This window comes from Caballeronia sp. LZ034LL (assembly GCF_031451215.1).
In the GTDB taxonomy this organism is placed as follows: Bacteria; Pseudomonadota; Gammaproteobacteria; order Burkholderiales; family Burkholderiaceae; genus Caballeronia.
Genome location: NZ_JARUXR010000004.1, coordinates 972,102 through 993,756 on the forward strand (window position 1 = coordinate 972,102; position 21,655 = coordinate 993,756).

Consider the following 21,655-nt stretch of genomic DNA (forward strand, 5'->3'; position numbering starts at 1 on the left):
TCATGGCTTGCTCGCTTGCAGCAGCGTGATGGGCAGCGCCTGGCGCCAGGTATCGAAACTGCCGAGCGGCTCCGCCTGAGCGACCGCGATGCGCGTCAGTTCGCCGCCGTGCCGCGCGCGCCATTCGACCAGCGCCATCTCGCTCTGCAAGGTCACGGCATTGGCGACGAGCCGTCCGCCCTGACGCAGGCGCGACCAGCACGCATCGAGCACGCCGGGCACGGTCAGCCCGCCGCCGATGAACACGGCGTCCGGCGCGGGCAGGTTGTCGAGCGCGGCGGGCGCCTCGCCCTTCACGAGTTGCAGCGCGGGCACGCCGAGCGCGTCGCGGTTGTACTCGATGAGCCGCTGCCGGCTCTCGTTCGATTCGATCGCAATCGCACGGCAGGCTCGGTGCGCGCGCATCCATTCGATGCCAATCGAACCGCAGCCCGCGCCCACGTCCCACAGCAGTTCGCCCGGCTGCGGCGCGAGATGCGCCAGTGTCACGGCACGCACCGCGCGCTTGGTGAGCTGGCCGTCGTGCCGATAGGCGTCGTCGGGCAGTCCCGGTGTCAGCGGCGGGCCGGCGTGGCCCGCGTGCGTGCGGCAGTCGATCGCGATCAGATTGAGTGCGGCGACGCGCGGCTCGCGCCAGTCGTCGGCCCGTTCGTCGATACGGCGTTCGCTGGCGCCGCCCAGATGCTCGAACACGCTCATGCGACTCGCGCCGAAACCATGCGCGGTGAGCAGCGTAGCGACGGCGGCGGGCGTGGCGCCGTCGGCGCTCAGGACGAGCAGGCGCGCGCCGCGATGCACGTCGGCGAGCAGCGACGCCGCCGGCCGGTTGACGAGCGACACGCACGCCACGTCCTGGAGCGCCCAGTGCAGGCGCGCCGCGGCCAGCGACAGCGACGACGGCGCGGGCAGCACGCGCATTTCCTCGCCGGCGACTTCACGCGCGAGCGTCGCGCCGACGCCGAAGCACATCGGATCGCCGCTCGCGAGCACGCAGATGCGGGTCTTGCCGTCGCCGCGTTCGGCGAGCACGGCGTCGATCGAAAACGGCCGGGGCCACGGCACGCAGCGCGCGGCGATACGGGACGGCAGCAGCGCGAGATGGCGCTCGCCGCCATGGATGGCCTGCGCTTCGACGAGCGCGCGGCGCGCGGCGCGGGACAGGCCGTGCCAGCCGTCCTCGCCGATGCCAACGACGGTCAGCCAGGTCGACATGCGGCATCTCCTCGATGTGGGTCCAGGCCTGTCAGGTAAACCGCTCAGTAAAGCGCCCGAGGGGCCGTCAGGGCCGGATGGTCGGTAAAAGCGGGCATGATACAGGTCCGCCGGAGCTCGAGTTGGCCTTGCAGTGAACGGTTCGGTTGTCACGTTTCTCGAGCTTCGTGAAGGCTCGTCAACTCTTGATGGCCTGAAGACTCGGCTCTCATAGATTACATGGGTACGACCGGTTTCCCGTGGTCTGAATCAAATCAAGGCCGAAGTGGCGGCGCGCGACAGCGCTTGATTCAAGAACGCGCAACGGAAGGCGGCAAACCTGCGCAAAGCGGACGCGAGCGATCGGTGACGATGCTCGCTTAGCTGCGGAGATCGAATAAGGCGGTGACGGTTCCGCCTCTCTGCCCCAGGTCCGTCAACAGAACATACTCGTATTTCATTCGAACAAAAGAAAGCGCGACGCGTTCTACGATGGTGCCGCCCGCGCCGACGGGTTCCACGACCGTGACCCTCACATCATCCATACTCCACCGCATGAATTCCTGTGGCGTTCCTCCGGCCATACGTGAAAACAGCGCGGCTTTAGGGATGGACTGACCCACGGCACAGTACTTGGCCAAATTCGGGCTGGCGCGGTCCAGGCGGTGCACGAATTCCACGTCGCGAATGTTGCTCGCGGTCCGCTTCCTGCATTGCTGTGTGATGCGTCGGACGTCTGATGCAACGACCACTTGAACGAGATGACATCAATGGCCTTGGGCACGCTCTGCGATTCGCCCTCGATACCGTCAACCAGGATAAAAGTCTCCATGCGTTCCTTTTCCTGACCAAATGAACTTGCAATGCGAATCAAAAATCTCAGCCGTGAGAGACAAAGCCAATCGACGACGACAAGCCAAGTCCGTCAATCAAACCCTCGCTGATACCCTTCATGACAATCATGGCCCTGGCGTTTCTTGCCGCCATACCGATCAAGGCCGGACTAGCAGCGCACGCAAGCATCAGTGCCTCCGGAATGCCCATGTGCATGATTGTGTAAGCCTTTGCGATCAGCATCCCGCCACCCATTTCGGCGATGAACGCGCCGCCGCCAAAATCGGCCGCGGACAGTTCGTCGCCTTGGAAGGAGTAGTTCATAAGGACGACTCCGTCGCCCCAGAAATCCGTGGTTGAGCCCGAACCGGTCAACCCACGACCTTTAGGCAAGGGCAATTCAGGAAGCTGAAACTGCTTCGGGATTCTCAGGCTAAGAAGATTGATTCCAAACGTGGAAAAGTTGAAATGGTGGGTTACTTTCGCGGGATCATCCAGCACGAGTATGCCGCGTGCAGCAGATAAAGGCCCCAACGCGCCAGCCACACTGGCACCGGTGTTATATCGCCAACGACTCTTTCTATAACTGATCATTCCTCGATCCGAAGTTGAGCAAGGACTTCCCCATTAGTCCCGATATGACCACAACCACGCCAAACAGAAGCGGCATGAAATCGAACAGGTTTAATGTCTGGTTGACCTTCGGCTGCATACCGGGCGCGCTGCGCAAATAACGCACCTCAAGGCGGTCGCCCACCTCCACCGGATAGGTACTGCTTCCGGGGAAGGTGACGGTTACGCCCTTGTCTGTCGTGAAAGACACTTCCGGGTGATATCCACCATGATTCAGCTTGACGACTTCGCCCACTGTCACCGTGGATTCGAGATAGAAATCAATATCCATCCAGGTGAATTGACCAAAAATCGCGATCAGGCAAACGCCCAGAAAAACAGTGACCCAATCGATTCGGGCCGTGCTCCGTTTCATAACCTCTGGCTCGGTTTCACGTGCGCGGGATTTCCTACGTTCCTATCTCTTGCTCGGTTCAACTTGACTGCGGCACAGCCTGATTCGACAAAGCTGAAATCGCCGAGTCGTGTTCCGCTTTGCGTCGCGCAGAAGGACTGCTGGTCAGGTAAATGCATCATGTGTCACGTCTCCGTGTCATCAAACCATCCGTCAAAAATATCGCGATAACAAAAGCATGTGTGTCGCTTTGTGTAACGAATTCAAATGCCCGCCTGAAAAAAAATGTCCGCACACATACAAGCGGTATAAATGCTTGCTCAACAGCATTTACTCGGCTCTTCAGCGGCCAAGAAATCGCGTTGATGACCGGCGTCCCGATAACGTTCATGCGCGCCATGCCGAGCATCGGCTTGAGTCGCGATGTTCGATGTTAGAATTCGGACCTGCCTTGCCTGACAAGGCTTTGCGGCATATTTGGAGACGCCGGCAGGGCTGGCACTTGTACGCAGCGAGTCCGCCCTCCGTGCCGCTGCCTCACATGCCCCGGCGCGAATAACGCCCCCAAGCCAGGCGACTTGCCAACCGAACGTTTTCGCGCGACACCCACCGGCCGATGCAACCGGTCAGCGCCACACACGCGAAGCCTCACGGGCCATGCCTTTGATCTCACTCGACCATCCAGTGCCTGCGACCGCATCCCGCACCTCCGCGTGTCCGGGGCTGATGCGCGTCGTTACCGCGCTTGACGGCGGTCTCGCGCGCCTGCGCCTGACGGGCGGCGCGCTGAGCGCCGACGCTGCGCGTGCCGTGGCGCGGGCCGCGCGCGAGTGCGGTTCCGGTGTGATCGAAGTGACCAATCGCGCGAACCTGCAACTGCGCGGCATTCGCGCCGATGCCCACGCGCGGCTCGTCGACATCGCTTCCGCTGCGGGTCTGGCGCCCGCGACCAAGGGCGCCGACGACATCCGCAACCTGATGCTGAGCCCGCTCGCGAGCGATGCCACGCGCACGCTGGCCGCCGAGCTCGTCGCCGCCATGCAGGCCGATACCGCGCTGCATGCGCTGTCGCCGAAATTCGCGCTGCAACTGGATGGCGGCGAGCAACTCGCGATGCTCGATCATCCGCATGACTTGTGGCTTGCCGCGCTCGATGACGGTGCGCGTTTCGCTTACGGCCTCGCCGGCACGATCCCGCGGCATGCGCACGATACGCCCGCACTTGGCGTGATTTCCCGTGACGATGTCGTTCCCTTCGTGACCGACATGCTGCGCCGCTTTCTTGCGCTTGCACGGCCCGACGAGCATCGCATGCGCGATCTGCTGGCGCGCGCCGGCACGCACGCCCTTGCCTTTCCGGAGCCGGAAGCGGCGCTACGTTCGTGGCGGCGCACTTCCTCCGATGCCACGTTGCGGCTCGGCGCGCACGGCGGCACGAACACGCAAACAATGGCCTACGCCGGCGCACAGGCCCCGCTCGGACGCCTCGACGCCGCCACGCTCGACGCCCTCGCCGCCATCGCCACGACCTATGCCGCGGGCCGTCTCGCGATGACACCATGGCAGAGCGTGCTGATCCCGGACCTTGCGCCGCACGCCGCACGCGACGTCCTGCGTGAACTGCGCAGACTAGGCCTCGCGACCGAGCCACGCGACCCGTTCGCGCGCCTGATCGCGTGCGCCGGTTCCGCCGGCTGCGCCAAAAGCCGCGCAGACACAAAATCCGATGCACAACGCCTCGCCCCTCTTCTCCCCGCGCACGCACTGGCGCAGGTGCATCTGAGCGGTTGCGAGCGTTCGTGCGCGGCGGCGCATCCGGTCGCGACGACGCTGTTGGCGCGCGCACCGGGCCGTTACGACCTTTACTGCGGCGAGCAGCTCGCCGCATGCAACCTGACACTCGAAGAGGCAGCCGAACGGCTCGCCCGGAGCACGACCGATGCTTGACTACATCCGCGACGGCGCGGAGATCTATCGCCAGTCGTTCGCGACAATCCGCGCCGAAGCCGACCTCGCCGCCGTCCCCGCCGATCTCGAAAAACTCGCAGTGCGGCTGATTCACGCCTGCGGCATGGTCGATATCGTGAGCGACCTGCGTTTCTCGCCTGGTGCGGGCTTGGCTGGCCGCCGCGCGCTCGCGGCCGGCGCGCCGGTCCTGTGCGACGCGCGCATGGTCGCCGAAGGCATCACACGCGCACGCCTGCCGGCGGCCAACCGCGTGATCTGCACGCTCGCCGATGCGTCGGTTCCCGAACGCGCCCGCGCGCTGGGCAACACGCGCTCGGCGGCGGCGCTCGAACTCTGGCGGCCGGATCTCGAAGGCGCGATCGTCGCGATCGGCAATGCGCCGACGGCCCTGTTCCATCTGCTCGACATGCTCGATGCCGGCGCACCCCGGCCCGCGCTGATCCTGGGCTTTCCGGTGGGATTCATCGGCGCGGCGGAATCGAAGGCGATGCTCGCCGCCGACAGCCGCGGCATCCCATATGTCGCGCTGCTCGGCCGGCGCGGCGGCAGCGCGATGGCCGCCGCCGCCGTGAACGCGCTGGCTTCGGAGGTCGAATGATGAGCGGACGTCTCTATGGCCTGGGCGTCGGTCCGGGCGATCCGGAACTGCTCACCCTGAAGGCGCTGCGCCTGCTGAAGGCCGCGCCGGTGGTCGCGTATTTTGTGGCGAAGGGCAAGAAGGGCAATGCGTTCGGCATCATCGAGTCGCATCTCGACGATGCGCAAACCCGCCTGCCGCTCGTCTATCCGGTCACGACCGAAGCGCTCGAACCGCCGCTCTGCTACGAAACCATCATCAGCGCGTTCTACGACGACGCGGCCCTAGAAATTTCGGGACATCTCGAATCCGGACGCGATGTCGCGGTGATCTGCGAAGGCGATCCCTTTTTCTACGGCTCGTACATGTATCTGCACGACCGCCTCGCGACGCGTTTCGACGCGGAAGTCGTGCCGGGTGTGTGTTCGATGCTGGGCGGCGTCGCCGTGCTCGGCGTGCCGCTGGTGTATCGCAACCAGAGCTTGTCGGTGCTGTCCGGCGTGTTGCCGGAAGCGGATCTCAAGCGCCGCCTCGAAGCCGCCGACGCCGCCGTCATCATGAAGCTCGGCCGCAACTTCGAGAAAGTGCGCCGCGTGCTGGCGGAACTCGGCCTCGACGACCGCGCGCTCTACGTCGAACGCGCGACGATGGCGAATCAGCGCATCGTCGCCCTCGATGAAGTCGATCCGATGGCGTCGCCGTACTTCTCGCTGCTCGTCGTGCCGGGGAAGAAATGGCAGGCATGACGAGCAGGACCGCGCCGGCGATCGTCGTGCTGGGCAGCGCCGCGCTCGACACCGCGCGACGCATCCAGGCGCACGTTCCCGGCGCGCGCATCCATGGGCTGGCGAGCCGCGTGGACGCTCATTCCGCCGACATCGCCTATGACGATTTCGGCGCGCACCTGCGTTCGCTGTATGTGTCAGGTACGCCGGTGATCGCGCTGTGCGCCGCGGGCATCGTGATCCGGGCGCTGGCATCGTGTCTCGCGGACAAGGGCGCGGAACCGCCGGTGCTGGCCGTCGCCCAGGATGGCAGCGCGGTCGTGCCGCTGCTCGGCGGCATGAGCGGGGTGAACGTGCTGGCGCGCGAGATCGCGGCTTCGTTGCACATCGCGCCCGCCATCACGACGAGCGGCGAACTGCGCTTCGGCCAATGTCTGCTCGCGCCGCCCGAAGGCTACGTGCTGGCCGACATCGAGCAAGGCAAGCGCTTCGTGTCGGAGCTGCTGGCGGGCGAGACGACGCGTATCGAAGGCCACGCGCCCTGGCTCGACGACGCGCCGCTTCCGCGCGCCGCCGACGCTCGCCTCGCCGTGCGCATCACGCCGTATGGCGCGGGCACAGCTACGGCCACGGCTACGACGGACGATCTCGTGATTCATCCGCGCTGCGTGCTGGCGTGGCTCGACGATGCGGGCATCGAAGGCGATATCGCGGAACGGGTGCGCGTTGCAATGCGCGAAAGAGGACTCGCGCCGCTCGCGCTGGCCGCACTTGTTGCACCGCTTCGGCAAGATTCACTCGAAGCACTCACGGAGGCCGCGCATGCGCTGAGCGTGCCGCTGCGCCTGTGCGATGCACCGCCCTTCGACGCGGCCGGCTCGAACGGCGTCGCGCTGCACGTCGCGGATACACCGGTCGATGCGCTTGCCATCGGCCGTGCGCGCGGCACGCTGACGGTGCTGGGCCTGGGTCCCGGCAGCGCGGATTTGCTGACGCCCGCCGCGCGCCGTGCGCTCGATGAAGCGCAGGACGTGCTCGGCTATGAAACCTATGTGCGCATGGCCGGGCCGTTCCGCGACGACCAGCGCGTCCACATGACCGACAACCGCGAGGAATTGCAGCGCGCGCGGCATGCGTTCGAACTGGCGAGCGAGGGACGGCGCGTCGTCGTGGTGTCGTCGGGCGATCCGGGCGTGTTCGCCATGGCGGCGGCGGTGCTCGAAGCACTCGACACCGGCGGCGCCGATCACGCCGGTTGGCACGCCGTGAAGCTTGCGATCGTGCCGGGCGTATCGGCATCGCTGGCGACGTCGGCGCGGGCGGGCGCGCCGCTCGGTCACGACTTCTGCGTGCTCTCGCTGTCCGACAACCTGAAGCCGTGGAGCGTGATCGAGAAACGCATCGCGCACGCCGGCGAGGCCGATCTGGTGATGGCGTTCTATAACCCGTTGTCGAAGGCGCGGCCCTGGCAGTTTGATCGCGCGATGGAGATCGTCAGGCAGCATCGGCGGGCGGAGACGCCGGTCGTCTTGGGACGGGACATCGGCCGTCCGGGGGAACGCCTGAGCATCGTGACGCTGGGGGCGCTGACGAGCGATCTCGTCGATATGCGGACGATGGTGATCGTCGGGTCATCGACGACGCGGACGGTGGGGGACTGGGTTTATACGCCGCGGTGGTATGAGTGAGGGGTTAGCGGGAAGGTGGATGGATGCGGCGGTTCGGGTCGATCACCATGGCCTTCACCAGATGGTCCAGGTCCTTGCTGTGATACAGGTCGAGGCATTTGAGAAAGTCGAAGCGAATGTTGAGGCCGTTCGTTTCGGCTTCGACGAGCGGATTACGATAGTCCCGTTCAAGGTAAGCCTTCACAAGTGACGTGATGGCCTGGGGCGTCCGGTCCAGATCGTAGTAGGTCCAGTCACGCAGCGCACTGACGCTGCTTCCGGAATCGATTCGTGCGTCCGCGCTGCTGTCGTAGGCCGTTGCGATGCAGGTAGCCAGCACCATGTCCCTTAAGTTTTGGGCGTAGGTGCGCGTGGGCGCTTCTGGCGAGTTGGCGGCGACTGGAAAGCCGATGAACGCCATGCACGCCATGAAGCGTCGTAGAACCGTTGCCGCACGCCGCGGCTCGGAAGCAACAGGTTGATGCATGCAGCAGTCTCAGCGGAAGTCGGATTGAGCGGCATTCTGGTCGCGAATCGCTTCACTGACAATGACGCGCAAGCTTTGTGCGGTGAATTCAGAGGAATCGCATCACCCCTCCAACCCCAACTCCCCCGCCGTCAAATACTCCGCCTCCCACTCCCGCGCGAACGCCCTGCACCGTCCGACGCGCACGGCATGCTCATCAAAATCCACGACCACAATCCGATCCACATCCCGTGGCCGATCCGGCTGCTCATTCGTCCGTCCGTCCGTCAGCAGCCACAGCGAGCGACGCTGCGACGGCCTGCGCCGTGCCGTGCGCGTCAGCAGCGCCGCCGCACGCGCCAGTCCGAGCGTAAGCGGCGTACCCCCGCCGCCGCCGATCGGCGCTACCCAGCGTTCATTGAACACATGCGCCGCGCCCGGCTGACGGCGCACCTCGGCGCGCCCGCCACCAAAGCACACCAGTGCAATCTCCGCGCGCTCGCGATACGCGCGATCGAACAGCGCGACCAGCATGCCCTTCGCGCGCGCGAGCCGTTCGCCCGCGAGCATCGATGCCGAGCAATCCAGTACGAAACAATGCAACGCGGCGGCCTCGCCTTGCTTGCGCCGATACCGCAGATGCTCCGGCTGAAGACGCGCCGCGCGCCGGGCACGCAAAGTAGCCGGCCAGTCGATGGACACGCTTGCATCGCCCTCACGCGAGACGTGACGCCCGGGTGAACGCGCCGCTTTCCATCGAAGACGATGCTCTCCGGCATCCGCGTCCCGCCTTCGATGGTTCAGGCTTTTTTTGCGGCGAGCGGCCTCACGTGCTTGATCTTCGTGATGCCGGCGGGCTCGGGCGGAAGATGGCCCCAGTCGGTATCGCCGGAATCGGATTGCGAAGGCGCCGGATCGCGGTCCGGCGGCGGCAAGGAAGGAGAAGACGACGAAGCCGCATCCCCCTCGTGCCTGCGATGCCGCAACACCGCATCCGCCACGTGCTCGACATGCGTGACCGTGACATCGGCGGCGCTCTCCAGCGCCGCCAGCGCACGCGCCGCGCGCAGCATCACGAGATCGGCCCGCAGACCGTCCACATGCGCCGCGATGCACAGTTCACTCACACGCGCGTGAACGGCATCGTCGAACGTGAAGGAAGCAAGCGCCGCACGCGCCGCGTGAATGCGGGCATGCAACGCGGCCTGCGCCGCTTCATGCCGCGCGCGAAAGGCGGCTGGATCGGCATCGAATGCAAGCCGCGCCTTCACGATCTGCTGACGCATGGCCGCATCGAAACAATTGCTCATTTCCACCGCCAGCCCGAACCGGTCCAGCAGTTGCGGCCGCAATTCGCCCTCTTCCGGATTCATCGTGCCGATCAGCACGAAACGCGCGTCATGCCGATGTGAAATGCCGTCGCGCTCGACGATGTTCACCCCGCTCGCCGCGACATCCAGCAGTTGATCGACGAGAGGATTCGGCAGCAGGTTCACTTCATCGACATAAAGAACGCCGAGATGCGCCTTCGCCAGTAAGCCCGGCGAGAAGCTCACGCCGCCGTCGCGCAGCGCGCTCTGCAGATCCAGCGTGCCGATCAGCTGCTCCTCGCTCGCACCGAGAGGCAGGCTCACGAGCCGCCCCTCGGGCAACAGTTCGGCGAGCGCGCGCGCGGCCGTGGACTTCGCCGTGCCGCGCGGCCCGCTGACCAGCACGCCGCCGATCGACGGATCCACCGCCGCCAGCAACAACGCCTGCTGCAAGCCGTCCTGACCGACGAGCGCGGTGAACGGAAATACCGGAGAAGAAAGAGATGGATTCAAGACTGTCGGCCCTCGATGCGTTGCTCGACATCGAGCAGATGCCGCTCGACCTGGTCACGATAATCCGCGGGGTTCTGCCACAGGCCGCGCTCCATGGCTTCGAGCAGCCGCTCGCAGATCGATTGCAGCGCGTGCGGATTGTGCCGCGCAATGAAGTCGCGCGTGGCGGGATCGTTCACATAGGCATCGGTGACGAGCGCGTATTGATGATCCGACACCACGCGCGCGGTCGCGTCATAGCCGAACAGGTAATCGACCGTCGCGGCCATTTCGGACGCGCCCTTGTAGCCGTGCCGCTTCACGCCGTCGATCCATTTCGGATTCACGACCCGCGCGCGCACCACGCGCGCAATTTCCTCGTGCAGCGTGCGCACGCGCGGCGCGGCGGGATTGCTGTGATCGGCGTTATAGGCCTGCGGCTGCACGCCGGACAGATAGCGCACGGCCGCGACCATGCCGCCCTGGAACTGGTGATAGTCGTTCGAATCGAGCAGGTCATGCTCGCGGTTGTCCTGGTTCTGCAACACGACATCGAGCGTCGAGAGCCGCGTGCCGAAACTCGCGCGCGCCTCCACGCCATCGCAGGACTGCGCATAGGCATAGCCGCCCGTGCTTTGATAGGCGGCGGAGAGATCGGCGTCCGTCTGCCATTGCTTCGCGTCGATCAATTCCTGAAGCCCCGCGCCATATGCGCCCGGCTTCGTGCTGAACACGCGCCAGCCCGCTTGCCGCCGCGCCGCTTCGGCATCCATGCCGCGCGCCATCAGTTCGTCGCGTTCGCGCAGGATGCGGGCGCGGATCGGATTGACGTCGGCGGGCTCGTCGTCGAGGGCGGCCACGGCCTGCACGGCGGCATCGAAGAGATGCATCAGGTTCGCGAAGGCATCGCGGAAAAAGCCCGACACCCGCAGCGTCACGTCGATACGCGGCCGGTTGAAGATCGAGATCGGCAGGATCTCGAAGTCCGTCACACGATGGCTGCCCGCCGCCCACTTCGGCCGCACGCCGATCAACGCAAATGCCTGCGCGATGTCGTCGCCGCCGGTGCGCATCGTCGCCGTGCCCCACACCGAGAGGCCGATGGCACGCGGAAAATCCCCGTGATCCTGGACATGGCGCTCGACCAGCGCATTCGCCGACTTGAGTCCGAGCGACCATGCCGCTTGCGTCGGCAACGCGCGGGTATCGACCGAATAGAAGTTGCGGCCCGTGGGCAAGACGTCGGGCCGGCCGCGCGAAGGCGATCCGCTCGGACCCGGCGGCACGAAGCGCCCTTCGAGCCCGCGTTTCAGTTGCAGCAGTTCCTGCGGTCCACAGGCATCGAGACGCGGCAGCACCTCGCGCCGCAAGCGCCCGAGCACGAGCGACGCGTGCGCGCCGGGCGCCTCTTGTGCGTCGTCCGACAATAGTTGCATCGCTAACCATTCGAGGCGCTCACGCGTATCGCCATGATGACGCCATGGCGTATCGCTCACCGCCGCGAGCTTCAGCGGACGCGGACCGGTCCATGGCGCGGCCCAGTCCGAGTCGAGCGGGTCGAAGTGATCGCCGAGTTGCAGGTCGCGCGCGAGCGCGGTGATGAGACTGGCGTTCGCGCCCTGTCCGTCGCCAACGGGAAAGCGCCCGAGCGCCAGCAGCGTGTCGCTCCGCTGCGTGCCCGCCGGCGACACGCCGAACACATGCAGGCCGTCGCGGATCTGCGCTTCCTTCAGCTCGCAGAGATAGGCATCGGCGCGCGTGAGCAGTGCGTCTTCTCCTGCTATGTCGCGCGGGGCATCGAGCCCGAGTTCCTCATGCAGCCGGTTCTCGACGATGGTCCTGAGAATGGACTGGCGCAACAGCTTCGCGCGGCGCACGTCCACCATCAGCGCTTCGTAGTATTCGTCGACCTGGCGTTCGAGGTCCTGCAAGGGCCCATAGTTTTCCGCGCGCGTGAGCGGCGGCATCAGGTGATCGATTATGACGGCCTGTGCGCGGCGCTTGGCCTGACTGCCCTCGCCCGGGTCGTTGACGATGAACGGATAGAGATGCGGCATCGGGCCGAGAATCGCATCGGGCCAGCACGATGACGACAGCGCCACGCTCTTGCCCGGCAGCCATTCGAGATTGCCGTGCTTGCCGACATGCACGATCGCATCGGCCTGGAAACGCACGCGCAGCCAGAAGTAGAACGCCAGATACGCATGCGGCGGGACGAGTTCGGCGTCGTGATAGCTGGCGTAATCGTTGCGTTCGCGCGAACGCGCGGGCTGGATGCCGACGAACACCTCCCCGCAGCGATACCCCGCGATCATGAAGCGGCCGCTCCGCACGGTGGGATCGTCTTGCGGCGGGCCCCAGACGGCTTCGAGCGCGGCGCGCGCGTTGGCGGGCAGGGTGCGGTATGCGTCGAGGTAATCCGCCATCGACAGGCTTTGCAACGCGGGCCGAAAGTCGCGCACGAGCGGGTCGTTGGTCACGCCTTCCGTCAGCATGCCGATCAGCGCGTCGCCATCCGCCGGAATCTGGCCGACGCGATAGCCTTCGCGCGCGAGCATCGACAGAATGCCGATGGCCGATGCCGGCGTATCGAGCCCGACGCCATTGCCGATGCGTCCCTCGCTGGCCGGATAGTTGGCCAGCACGAGCGCGACGCGCTTCTGCGCATTCGGCGCCTGGCGCAGCCGGCACCAGCGCCGGCTCAGTTCAGCGACGAAACGCACGCGCTCGTCGTCCGCCTGATAGCGCACCACGTCGACCTGCGTCTGCTTGCAGTGATACGCAAGCCCCTTGAAGCTCACGGCGCGCGTGATGATGCGGCCATCGACTTCGGGCAGCGCCACGTGCATCGCGACATCGCGCGAGTTCAGGCCGTGATTGGACTGCTGCCAGTCCTCGCGATTGCCGCCGCTCAGGATGACCTGCAGCACGGGTGCATCGCCGGCGACTTCGAACGCCTCGCTCTCGTCGATCACGCCCGCCGCGAATGCCGTCGTGTTCAGCACGAGCGCCGCACGCTGCTCCGCGCACACGCGCTCGACCACTTCACGGCTCACGCTGTCCTTCAGCGATGCAATGGCGATCGGCAGCGGGTTCAGCCCTTCCCGTTCGAGCGCTTCGACGAGGGAATCGAATACGGCCGTGTTGCCCGATTGCAGATGCGCGCGATAGAACAGGATGGCGACGACCGGCGCGTCCTTCGTCCAGCGCGCCTGCCAGTCCGCGACCGTGGCGATCTCGCGTTCGGGATGATAGATGGCTACTGCGGGCAGTGCGGCGGGCGGCGGCGGCTCGGTGCCGTAGTCCAGCGCACGCCGCGCGATGGCGCGCAGGAACGCTTCCGCATTGCGCGCGCCGCCTTCGCGCAGATAGCGCGAGAGCTGGCGGCAGAATGCGGGATCGACGGTGCTCCTGGCGATCAGGTTCGGGTCTTCCGTCAGATCGCCCGAGAACATCGCGAGCATCTGGCGCTGCTTGTTCGCCAGCGTCACCAGACGCTCGATGCCATACGGCCAGTACGATTCGCCGCCGAGATGATCGACGACCACGACCTGCGCATGGCTCAGCACATCGTCGACGTAGAAGTCGACGGACGCCGGCTGGCGCAGGAACGACTGATTGGCGAGCCGCACTTCGGGAAAGCCGGGCTCCAGACGCGGCACCACGCTGGCCAGCAAGGCGAGCGTGGTGTCGGCGGAACTGAGAATGACGATCGGCGCGCGAGTCTGCTCGATGCGCATGACGCCCTGCGCGTCGTCGACGAAACCGCCCGGGGTCGTGCGCAGCAGATGCATGGCGCGTTACGCCTGCGCGGGAGTGTTCGTGAGCGCGAGCGCGGCTTCGAAGGCGCGCTGCAATGCGTCCGCGCTCAGGTCCTCGCCGATCAGCACGAAGCGGCTCTGCTGCCGGTCCTCGTGCGCTTCCCAGCGACGGTCGAAGTAGCTGTCGAAACGCTGCCCGACGCCCTGCACCACGAGCCGCATCGCCGCGCCCGGCAATGCCGCGAAACCCTTCACGCGATAGATCGTGTGCTGGCCGACCAGCGTCTGCAACGCGGCGATCGCTTGCTCGCGCGATTCGACCGGCGCGTGCACGACGACCGAATCGAACTCGTCGTGATGGTGATCGGCGTGACCTGCTTCGTCGGGCGAGCCATGATGATCGTGGCGCAGGTGAATGGTCTCTTCCGATGCCGCTTCGAGACCGAGCAACGCGTGAATGTCGAGCTTGCCCATGTGCGCGGGCACGATCTTCACCTCGGCGGGAATCTCCGGGCGCACGAGCGCTTCGACCTTGCGCAGGGCCTCGGCGTCCATCAGGTCGGTCTTGTTGACGATGACGAGGTCCGCCGACGACAACTGGTCTTCGAACAATTCATGCAGCGGCGATTCGTGATCGAGATTCGGGTCGGCCTTGCGTTGTGCATCGACGGCGACCGGGTTCGCCGCGAACTGGCCGCTCGCGGCGGCGGGACCGTCGACCATGGTGACGACTGCATCGACGGTGAAGGCGTTGCGGATGGACGGCCAGCTGAACGCCTGCACGAGCGGCTTGGGCAGCGCGAGACCCGACGTCTCGATCAGCACGTGATCGATGCTGTCACGCCGTTCGAGCAGCTGCTCCATCACGGGATAGAACTCCTCCTGCACGGTGCAGCAGAGACAGCCGTTGGCGAGTTCGTAGAGATTGCGGTCGGCGGATGCTGCTTCGTCGTCGCAGCCGATGCCGCAACCTTTGAGGATCTCGCCGTCGATGCCGAGTTCGCCGAACTCGTTGACGATGACTGCAATGCGCTTGCCTTGGGCGTTGGACAGGATATGCCGCATCAGCGTGGTCTTGCCGCTGCCGAGGAAGCCGGTCACGACGGTAACGGGAATCTTGCGGGTCTGCATCGTGGCTCCGGGGAGGGTGTTGAGTTTGGGATGCGCAAGGCGGGATGAAGTGCTGCATCGACTGAACGATGACGCGCGTTTTGCGCTCGGGTCTGGCGAGGCTGGGGCGCGGATTGCTGCGCTGTTGCCGGAGCCGGAACGGAATGCCGCAAAGCCTTGTCAGGCAAGCCGGACACAAATTTTAGCACGGGGGTTTTGGTACGGTCGCCTGTGTGGAAGAGGAAACTTGAAGGGCGCCGCGTTCCAGGAAACGTTCATGCACTGCACGTTAAAATCCCCCTCTTCCCTCGACAATCCACCCGCCTCGCGATGAACTCCGCCATCGATCGCGCCCCGCCGCTTCCCTTGAAGCTTGCCGTAGGCATCGGCTGCAGGCGCGGCACGAGCGCCGATGCAATCGAACGCGCGGTGCAAGCCGCACTCGGCCCGCATGCATTCGGCGATATCGCCGTTATCGCCACCATCGACACCAAGCGCGCCGAAGCCGGTCTGCTTGCCTTCTGCACACGTCACCATCTGCCGTTGCACTTCTTCAGCGGCGCGGAGATCGCGCAGGCGCCGCACACGGCGCGCTCGCATCACGCGCGCAAACATCTGAACGTGGACGGCGTCTGCGAGCCTTGTGCGCTGCTGGCGGGCAATTCGGCCACGCTCATCGTGCCGAAGACGATCGATTCCGGCGTAACCGTCGCGATCGCAGCGGCGCGCGGAGCATTCGGAAGCGGCGCTTGATGGCGCGATCGCCCCCGCCCGCCATGGCTTCCTTGCGTGCCAGCGGCTTGGCGACCACGGGCTTCAGTTTGTCGTAACAAAGCCAGATCAGTATGGTCAGTGCCACGAGTTCCAGATAAAGGTAAAACGCATCCATCGTCTTGCTCCAATCTCCAATAACAGTCACCGCTGATCCTTCATGGAAGGATCGACCTCGCTTTCCCGCGGCGGCCGCAGCGACCAGATCCAGCCGAGCAGCACCCCGTAGAACACGAGCGAAGCCATACCGACGACGATCACGACAAGCAGGCTGTCCATGGATCTCTCCCTAATGGTTCACCGATGCAGCAAGCGAAGGGCGCTGAACCATGTTTCGTGATTCCTCGTGATGCCGTTTCGTTGTTGCGCAATGAATGATGACCGCCGTGAATTAGCCCGGCATGAGCAGGGAAACCCGCGACTCGGAGGGCCGCCTGCGGTACGATACGGCCGGTTCGCGCCTTGACTGGCAGCCCCCCGACCCTCCCGGAGATCACGTGAAAACCGATACCGAAGCGCATCTGCGCATGACCCAGCGGCGCAAGGAAGGCCACGAGAAAAAGCAGGCCGCAGCGGATCACGAGAAAGGCCTGCTGATCGTGAACACCGGTAACGGCAAGGGCAAGACCACCGCTGCGTTCGGCATGGCGGTGCGCGTGCTCGGACATGGCATGAAACTCGGCGTCGTGCAGTTCATCAAGGGCGCGCTGCATACGTCGGAGCGCGATTTCCTCGGCGCCATCGCGAACTGCGATTTCGTCACGATGGGCGACGGCTACACCTGGAACACGCAGGACCGCGAGGCCGACATCGCCACCGCACGGCGCGGCTGGAACGAGGCGCGCCGCATGATCGAGAGTGGTGAATACCAGATGGTCGTGCTCGACGAACTCAACACCGTGCTCAAGTACGACTACCTGCCGCTCGAAGAAGTGCTCGACGTGCTGAAGGCGCGTCCCGCGATGCTGCATGTCGTCGTGACGGGACGCCACGCACCGGATGCCCTTGTCGAACTGGCCGATCTCGTCACCGAGATGCGGATCGTCAAGCATCCGTATCGCGAGCAGGGCGTGAAGGCGCAACGCGGCGTGGAGTTCTGAACCCGATGCCGCACTGTCCCGCCCTCTTCATCGGCGCGAGCGCATCGCACCAGGGCAAGACCACGGTCACTGCCGCGCTGGCGCGCCATCACGCGCGTCGCGGGCTGAAGGTGCGGGTCTTCAAGACCGGCCCGGATTTTCTCGATCCGATGATCCTCGAACGCGCGTGCGGGGCGCCCGTGTATTCATTGCATCTGTCGATGGTGGGCCCCGACGCATGCCGCGCGCTCCTTGCCCAAGCGGCGCGCGAGGCCGATCTGATCCTGATCGAAGGCGTGATGGGCCTGTTCGACGGCACGCCGAGCAGCGCCGATCTCGCCGCCGCATTCAAGGTGCCGGTGCTCGCGGTGATCGGCGCACACGGCATGGCGCAGACCTTCGGCGCCATTGCATTCGGACTCGCGCGCTATCGCGAGGACGTGCCGTTCTACGGTGTGCTCGCCAACCGCGTGGCGTCGCCGCGCCATGCGCAGATGTTGTCGGAGACCATTCCCGCAGGGCTGCTTTACTTCGGGCATCTGTCCAATGCCGACGATATCGCGCTGCCCGAACGGCACCTCGGTCTCACGCAGCCCGCTGAAGTCGCGGGACTCGACGCACGCCTCGACCGCGCCGCCGACGCCATCGCACAGACCTCGCTGCGCGATCTGCCGCCGCCCGTGCAGTTCGACGACGCGACCCTGCCCGAACCGCCGCGCCTGCTCGAAGGCGTGCGCATCGCCGTCGCGCACGACGCCGCGTTCTCGTTCATCTATCCGGCGAATCTGGACCTGCTGACCGCGATGGGCGCGAGCATCGAGCGCTTCTCTCCGCTCGCCGACGAACCCGTGCCCGCCGCTGCCGATGCGCTCTATCTGCCCGGCGGCTATCCGGAACTGCACGCCGCCGCGCTGGCCGGCAACCGGCGCACGCGTGCGTCGATCGAAGCGCATGTCGGGCATGCGAAGCCGGTCGTCGCGGAATGCGGAGGCATGCTGTATCTCGTCGAGTCGCTCACGATCCTCGACGGCACGCAGCACGCGATGCTCGGCATCCTGCCCGGCGCGGCCTTCATGCAGCGCAAGCTGTCGCGCCTCGCGATGCAGCGCATCGACACCGCGCACGGCGCGATGACGGGCCACACGTTCCACTACTCGACGCTCGACACCTCGCTGCAACCCGTGCTCAAGGCCGCACACGCGTCCACGGGCGCCGAGGGTGAAGCGCTCTATCGGCATGGACCGGTGACGGCCACCTACATGCACGCTTACTGGCCGTCGAACCCGGCCGCAACTGCCGCGCTGTTTCGCGGCGCCTCGCTCTCACGATGACGCAAGACACTCAAGCACCGCTGGACCTGGCCTTCACCATCGAGCGCGCCATGACGCAGGAACCGGTCGGCTCGCCCTGTACGAACGTCTGCAAGCTAGACGCCGATACCGGCCTGTGCCTCGGCTGTTTCAGAAGCCGTCAGGAGATCAAGACCTTCCGTTCGCTCGACGATGATGCGAAGCGCGCGTTATTCGATGAACTGCTGGCCCGTCGCGCAGCACAGCGCTGATACGCAACAAAGCCCGCGCTCCTCACGGGACGCGGGCTTTGTCATGTCAGCACAGCCGGTTTGACGATTCAGGCCGCAGCCATTCTCCGCACCGGCGGCCGTTCGAGTTCACGCGCGGCCAGCGCGCCGAACAACAGCCCGAGCGTCGTCCAGATCAGCGCCTGGATGCCGATGGCGGTTACGCGGAAGTTCCACAGCAAGGACGCCGAGAAGCCTTCCGGCACTTCATCGACGTGCGGCAGCACAACCTGCGCAATCACGATCACGACCACGTAAGCGAGCGCGGCGACGAGCGTTGCGTTCCACGCGCCTTGCCGTGCCGTCAGGCGCCGCTGCCAGCGCACGGCCCACACCATGGCCGCAATCGAAATCGCCACCATCGTGAAGAACAGCGCGGTGCGCGGTCCTATCGTCGCCGCATTGCCCACGGCGGGCGGATTGGGCGGGTACTTGAGGAACGGCACGATGGCCACGCTCACGAAGCCGAACAAGGCCAGCAGCGCTGACGTGCCCCGCGCATGCAACGCGCCGAGCCGGCCATACGCAAACGCGAAGACGAGCGAGAAGATCCCGCCGAGCGCAGTGCCGAACACGACGACGCCCGTCAACAAGCCGAGGCCCGCCTGGGTGCCGCGCGAGACCAGTTCTTCATCGCCGTGATCGTGGCTCTGGTCCGCGTTCGCGGAGGCATTGGCGGCTTCATGACCGTGCTCGTGTTCGTGTGCAGGCGCGGCCTCCGCATGCTCATGCTGCTCTTCGAAGGCGATGGCCTGCGCCACCGAAGGCTCGCCGAAGCCACGCGCGAAGCCGAAGCCGATGAGGCCCGCGACCAGTCCCGCGAGCATGCCGCGTATCAGCAGGGTGCGAATCATGCTGCGCCCTCAGTGGCAGGGAAAGCCGAGCAGATGCCGGCCGTCGTGAACGAATTCGTGGATGTACATGCCCGAGAAGATCGACGTCGCGCCTTGTTCGGCGCCGACAAAATAAATCGCGATCAGCAGGATCAGGCCGATGAACACGGCCCAGGGCAGGACTTCGCGCACCGGCAGCGGCACGGGGGCGTCGAAGGAAGGGGAAACCGGTGCGGCAAAGCCCGGCGCGTTGGAAGCATTCATGGTGTTTCTCCAGGGATAGGCGCGTCCCGATTGATGAAGAGCATGCAGCAGGGTCTGACTCGCGGCGCGCCGCATGGCGCTGACGGACCGCTTACAGTGGCGCGACCGTGCCGGGTTTGCACCGGCTTCCTCGCACTGCAGGCTTGCCATTCTATGACGATTGCCCGCAAAGTAAAACGATAACCTCTGAACCGCCGATTGCCTTGGAACTCGTTCTCCTCTGTCACCCCGCCACGCGCGCGATGAAAACCGGCCGCTTTCCTGCCGGCGACGAACCCGCCGATGACACGCCGCACGCGCCCTTGCCCGCCGATGACACCGCGCGCGTGATCTCCAGCCCGGCCCGCGCGGCGCGCGAGATGGCGGCCTGCATCGCGCCTGATGTCGACATCGACGCCGCCTTCGACGACATCGACTATGGCAGCTGGCGCGGACGTTCCATTCGCGAACTCGCCGACGGCGAAGCCGCGCAACTGAGCGCATGGCTGACCGACCCGCAGGCGCGTCCGCACGGTGGAGAGAGCATCGCGCTGCTGGCCGCTCGCGTGATCAAAGGTCTCGCGCGGGTCGAACGCGAGATGCGTGGCGAGCGCTGCATCGTGGTGACGCATGCCATCGTCGTGAAGGTGGCCGTGGCCCATGCGCTGCGCAAGCCGCTGACCTCCATCTATGCGATGAACTTCGCGCCGTGCTCCGTCACCGTCCTGAACCGCAGTCCAGGCGCACAGGACTGGACGGTGAGCCTGCCCCCGCCGGCCTGAACTTCAGCGCGTGCAGCACGCTCCAAGCATGCAGCGCAGCCATTGCGCGAGCCTGCTCTCAAACCGCTGAGGAGACACACATGGCGCATTACGTGGATGGATTCGTCGTACCCGTGCCGGCCGACAAGATCGAAGCCTATCGCGCCATGGCCGAGGCGGCCGGCAAGATCTGGATGGAGCACGGCGCGCTGCACTTCGTGGAAGCTGTCGCCGACGACGTGAAACCCGGCAAGCTCACGTCCTTCCCGCAGAGCGTGCAGATGAAGGAAGGCGAGACCGTGGTGTTCTCGTATATCGTCTATGCGTCGCGCGAGGAACGCGACCGCGTCAATGCGAAGGTGATGGAAGACCCGCGTCTCAAGGCCATGATGGAAACCGGCGAGCCGCCCTTCGATGCGCAACGGATGTTCTTCGGCGGCTTCAATGCCATCGTCGAACTTGGACGCGACTGAGTTTTTTTGTTGTATGACCGCGCTTGCCGCAAAGGAACTGCATCGACATGTATATCGCCATGAACCGCTTCAAGATCGTGCCCGGCGCCGAAGCCGACTTTGAACGCCTCTGGACCAGCCGCGACACCTATCTCAAGGACGTGCCGGGCTTCGTCGAGTTTCATCTGCTGAAGGGACCGACGAAGGACGACCACGTGCTCTACTCGAGCCACACGATCTGGGCGAACCGTGAGTCCTTCGACGACTGGACGCGCTCCGATGCCTTCCGCGCCGCGCACCGCAATGCGGGCGGGGAAACCCGCCAGCTTTATCTCGGCCACCCGGAGTTCGAAGGCTTCGAAGTGATCCAGACGGTCAAGTGAGCGTCAAGTGAGGCCCGGCGAACGACCGGTCCATTCAGCCGTCCGTTCGCACCTGGAGCACGCGCGTTTTACACACGTGTGAAAAAACGCGCGTCGCCGACAGGCTCCTGTCAGGCCTTCGCGCCGCGCGCCATCCGCTGCAGCGTCGACGAATCGATGGCCGCGGCGCAAATGCGCACCGCCTCCTTCAGCGTGCGCGGACGGCCCGCGCCGAACTGCGATTCGAGCATGGCCACGGCGCGCAGACGCTCGTCGTTGCCGAGCTTCTCGCCGGTCGCCAGTTCAAGCACCGAGATGAAGTAGGCCGCGGGCGGCGCGGCGTTGGGTGTGGGGCGTGGCGGGCGGTTTGCGCTTGCTGCGCCGCCGCTTTCATGGCCGTCCTCGTGGGCGGGGATCCAGGGGTGCCACTTGCTGTCGTATCGACTCTTCATGAGTGTGTTCGCTGGCTGAATTGCAGGGACACGCTGTTGCGCGCCTCGTCATTAA

General features: G+C 65.5%; 24 protein-coding genes and 1 riboswitch. Of the genes, 11 read left to right on the top strand and 13 right to left on the bottom strand.

What is annotated here, in order from left to right:
* The 4 genes from cbiE to QCE83_RS31875 form a co-directional block, all read right to left on the bottom strand.
* The gene (gene cbiE / locus QCE83_RS31860; protein ID WP_309820449.1) at positions 1-1,212 is read right to left on the bottom strand and encodes a precorrin-6y C5,15-methyltransferase (decarboxylating) subunit CbiE; all 1,212 of its coding nucleotides are present in this window, start codon (positions 1,210-1,212) and stop codon (positions 1-3) included.
* Positions 1,213-1,571: 359 nt separating this feature from the next.
* Positions 1,572-1,943: a type VI secretion system tube protein Hcp gene (locus QCE83_RS31865; RefSeq protein ID WP_309820450.1), complete on the bottom strand. Its 372-nt coding sequence runs from the start codon at positions 1,941-1,943 to the stop codon at positions 1,572-1,574.
* A gap of 127 nt (positions 1,944-2,070) precedes the next feature.
* Positions 2,071-2,619 (bottom strand): hypothetical protein, encoded by a 549-nt coding sequence (locus QCE83_RS31870; RefSeq protein WP_309820451.1) that lies wholly within the window; start codon positions 2,617-2,619, stop codon positions 2,071-2,073.
* On the bottom strand, positions 2,606-3,013 hold the full coding sequence (locus tag QCE83_RS31875) for a DUF3592 domain-containing protein (protein WP_309820452.1): 408 nt from the start codon (positions 3,011-3,013) through the stop codon (positions 2,606-2,608). Before QCE83_RS31875 ends, QCE83_RS31870 begins: the two co-directional genes overlap by 14 nt.
* 663 nt (positions 3,014-3,676) lie before the next feature.
* On the opposite strand from QCE83_RS31875, the gene cobG reads away from it, so the two are divergent.
* Genes cobG through cobJ form a run of 4 tightly spaced genes read left to right on the top strand, consistent with a single transcriptional unit; the run spans position 3,677 to position 7,950 of the window.
* The gene (gene cobG / locus QCE83_RS31880; RefSeq protein ID WP_309820453.1) at positions 3,677-4,939 is read left to right on the top strand and encodes a precorrin-3B synthase; all 1,263 of its coding nucleotides are present in this window, start codon (positions 3,677-3,679) and stop codon (positions 4,937-4,939) included.
* A complete protein-coding gene (locus QCE83_RS31885) occupies positions 4,932-5,558 on the top strand; it encodes a precorrin-8X methylmutase (protein WP_309820454.1) in 627 nt (208 codons plus the stop codon). Before cobG ends, QCE83_RS31885 begins: the two co-directional genes overlap by 8 nt.
* Positions 5,555-6,283 carry a precorrin-2 C(20)-methyltransferase gene (locus tag QCE83_RS31890; RefSeq protein WP_309820455.1) on the top strand — a complete coding sequence of 243 codons (729 nt, stop codon included), beginning with the start codon at positions 5,555-5,557 and terminating at the stop codon, positions 6,281-6,283. The genes QCE83_RS31885 and QCE83_RS31890 overlap by 4 nt, the downstream gene beginning before the upstream one ends.
* Positions 6,271-7,950 (top strand): precorrin-3B C(17)-methyltransferase, encoded by a 1,680-nt coding sequence (cobJ, locus tag QCE83_RS31895; RefSeq protein ID WP_309820457.1) that lies wholly within the window; start codon positions 6,271-6,273, stop codon positions 7,948-7,950. The genes QCE83_RS31890 and cobJ overlap by 13 nt, the downstream gene beginning before the upstream one ends.
* A gap of 4 nt (positions 7,951-7,954) precedes the next feature.
* On the opposite strand, the gene QCE83_RS31900 is transcribed toward cobJ, so the two are convergent.
* From QCE83_RS31900 to cobW, 5 genes are all read right to left on the bottom strand, one after another.
* Entirely contained in the window at positions 7,955-8,416 is a 462-nt protein-coding gene (locus tag QCE83_RS31900; RefSeq protein WP_404985990.1) for a type VI secretion system amidase immunity protein Tai4, read from the bottom strand.
* A gap of 102 nt (positions 8,417-8,518) precedes the next feature.
* On the bottom strand, positions 8,519-9,091 hold the full coding sequence (locus QCE83_RS31905) for a VWA domain-containing protein (RefSeq protein ID WP_309821199.1): 573 nt from the start codon (positions 9,089-9,091) through the stop codon (positions 8,519-8,521).
* 104 nt (positions 9,092-9,195) lie between these two features.
* Positions 9,196-10,218, bottom strand: a complete 1,023-nt coding sequence (locus tag QCE83_RS31910) for an ATP-binding protein (protein WP_309820458.1) — start codon at positions 10,216-10,218, stop codon at positions 9,196-9,198.
* Positions 10,215-13,991: a cobaltochelatase subunit CobN gene (cobN, locus tag QCE83_RS31915; protein WP_309820460.1), complete on the bottom strand. Its 3,777-nt coding sequence runs from the start codon at positions 13,989-13,991 to the stop codon at positions 10,215-10,217. The genes QCE83_RS31910 and cobN overlap by 4 nt, the downstream gene beginning before the upstream one ends.
* Before the next feature lie 6 nt (positions 13,992-13,997).
* Positions 13,998-15,089 carry a cobalamin biosynthesis protein CobW gene (gene cobW / locus QCE83_RS31920; protein ID WP_309820461.1) on the bottom strand — a complete coding sequence of 364 codons (1,092 nt, stop codon included), beginning with the start codon at positions 15,087-15,089 and terminating at the stop codon, positions 13,998-14,000.
* Between the two features lie 309 nt (positions 15,090-15,398).
* On the opposite strand from cobW, the gene QCE83_RS31925 reads away from it, so the two are divergent.
* Entirely contained in the window at positions 15,399-15,821 is a 423-nt protein-coding gene (locus QCE83_RS31925) for a cobalamin biosynthesis protein (RefSeq protein ID WP_309820462.1), read from the top strand.
* 162 nt (positions 15,822-15,983) lie between these two features.
* Here the strand turns inward: QCE83_RS31925 and QCE83_RS31930 are convergent, their stop codons facing one another.
* Positions 15,984-16,118, bottom strand: coding sequence for a hypothetical protein (locus tag QCE83_RS31930; RefSeq protein ID WP_309820463.1), 135 nt, complete (start codon positions 16,116-16,118; stop codon positions 15,984-15,986).
* A gap of 218 nt (positions 16,119-16,336) precedes the next feature.
* Here QCE83_RS31930 and cobO point away from each other — a divergent pair, with 218 nt between their 5' ends.
* The 3 genes from cobO to QCE83_RS31945 are packed head-to-tail and all read left to right on the top strand — an operon-like array spanning position 16,337 to position 18,479.
* Entirely contained in the window at positions 16,337-16,939 is a 603-nt protein-coding gene (cobO, locus tag QCE83_RS31935; RefSeq protein ID WP_309820464.1) for a cob(I)yrinic acid a,c-diamide adenosyltransferase, read from the top strand.
* A 5-nt stretch (positions 16,940-16,944) separates the two neighbouring features.
* Positions 16,945-18,249 (top strand): cobyrinate a,c-diamide synthase, encoded by a 1,305-nt coding sequence (locus QCE83_RS31940; RefSeq protein WP_309820465.1) that lies wholly within the window; start codon positions 16,945-16,947, stop codon positions 18,247-18,249.
* Positions 18,246-18,479, top strand: coding sequence for a DUF1289 domain-containing protein (locus QCE83_RS31945; protein ID WP_309820466.1), 234 nt, complete (start codon positions 18,246-18,248; stop codon positions 18,477-18,479). The genes QCE83_RS31940 and QCE83_RS31945 overlap by 4 nt, the downstream gene beginning before the upstream one ends.
* Positions 18,480-18,547: 68 nt before the next feature.
* On the opposite strand, the gene QCE83_RS31950 is transcribed toward QCE83_RS31945, so the two are convergent.
* Together QCE83_RS31950 and QCE83_RS31955 are read right to left on the bottom strand one after the other, a co-directional pair.
* The gene (locus QCE83_RS31950) at positions 18,548-19,351 is read right to left on the bottom strand and encodes a CbtA family protein (protein WP_309820467.1); all 804 of its coding nucleotides are present in this window, start codon (positions 19,349-19,351) and stop codon (positions 18,548-18,550) included.
* A 9-nt stretch (positions 19,352-19,360) separates the two neighbouring features.
* Complete coding sequence (locus QCE83_RS31955; protein ID WP_309820468.1) at positions 19,361-19,594, bottom strand: CbtB-domain containing protein; 234 nt, start codon at positions 19,592-19,594, stop codon at positions 19,361-19,363.
* A 28-nt stretch (positions 19,595-19,622) separates the two neighbouring features.
* Positions 19,623-19,749: riboswitch (cobalamin riboswitch) on the bottom strand.
* A 48-nt stretch (positions 19,750-19,797) separates the two neighbouring features.
* Between QCE83_RS31955 and QCE83_RS31960 the strand changes: the two genes are divergently transcribed.
* From QCE83_RS31960 to QCE83_RS31970, 3 genes are all read left to right on the top strand, one after another.
* Positions 19,798-20,355, top strand: a complete 558-nt coding sequence (locus tag QCE83_RS31960) for a histidine phosphatase family protein (RefSeq protein WP_309820469.1) — start codon at positions 19,798-19,800, stop codon at positions 20,353-20,355.
* Positions 20,356-20,435: 80 nt separating this feature from the next.
* Positions 20,436-20,807 (top strand): DUF1428 domain-containing protein, encoded by a 372-nt coding sequence (locus QCE83_RS31965; protein ID WP_309820470.1) that lies wholly within the window; start codon positions 20,436-20,438, stop codon positions 20,805-20,807.
* Between the two features lie 47 nt (positions 20,808-20,854).
* Positions 20,855-21,169: an antibiotic biosynthesis monooxygenase gene (locus QCE83_RS31970; protein WP_309820471.1), complete on the top strand. Its 315-nt coding sequence runs from the start codon at positions 20,855-20,857 to the stop codon at positions 21,167-21,169.
* Between the two features lie 110 nt (positions 21,170-21,279).
* Here QCE83_RS31970 and QCE83_RS31975 read toward each other — a convergent pair whose 3' ends face one another.
* On the bottom strand, positions 21,280-21,600 hold the full coding sequence (locus tag QCE83_RS31975; RefSeq protein ID WP_309820472.1) for a hypothetical protein: 321 nt from the start codon (positions 21,598-21,600) through the stop codon (positions 21,280-21,282).
* Between the last annotated feature and the right edge of the window lie 55 nt (positions 21,601-21,655).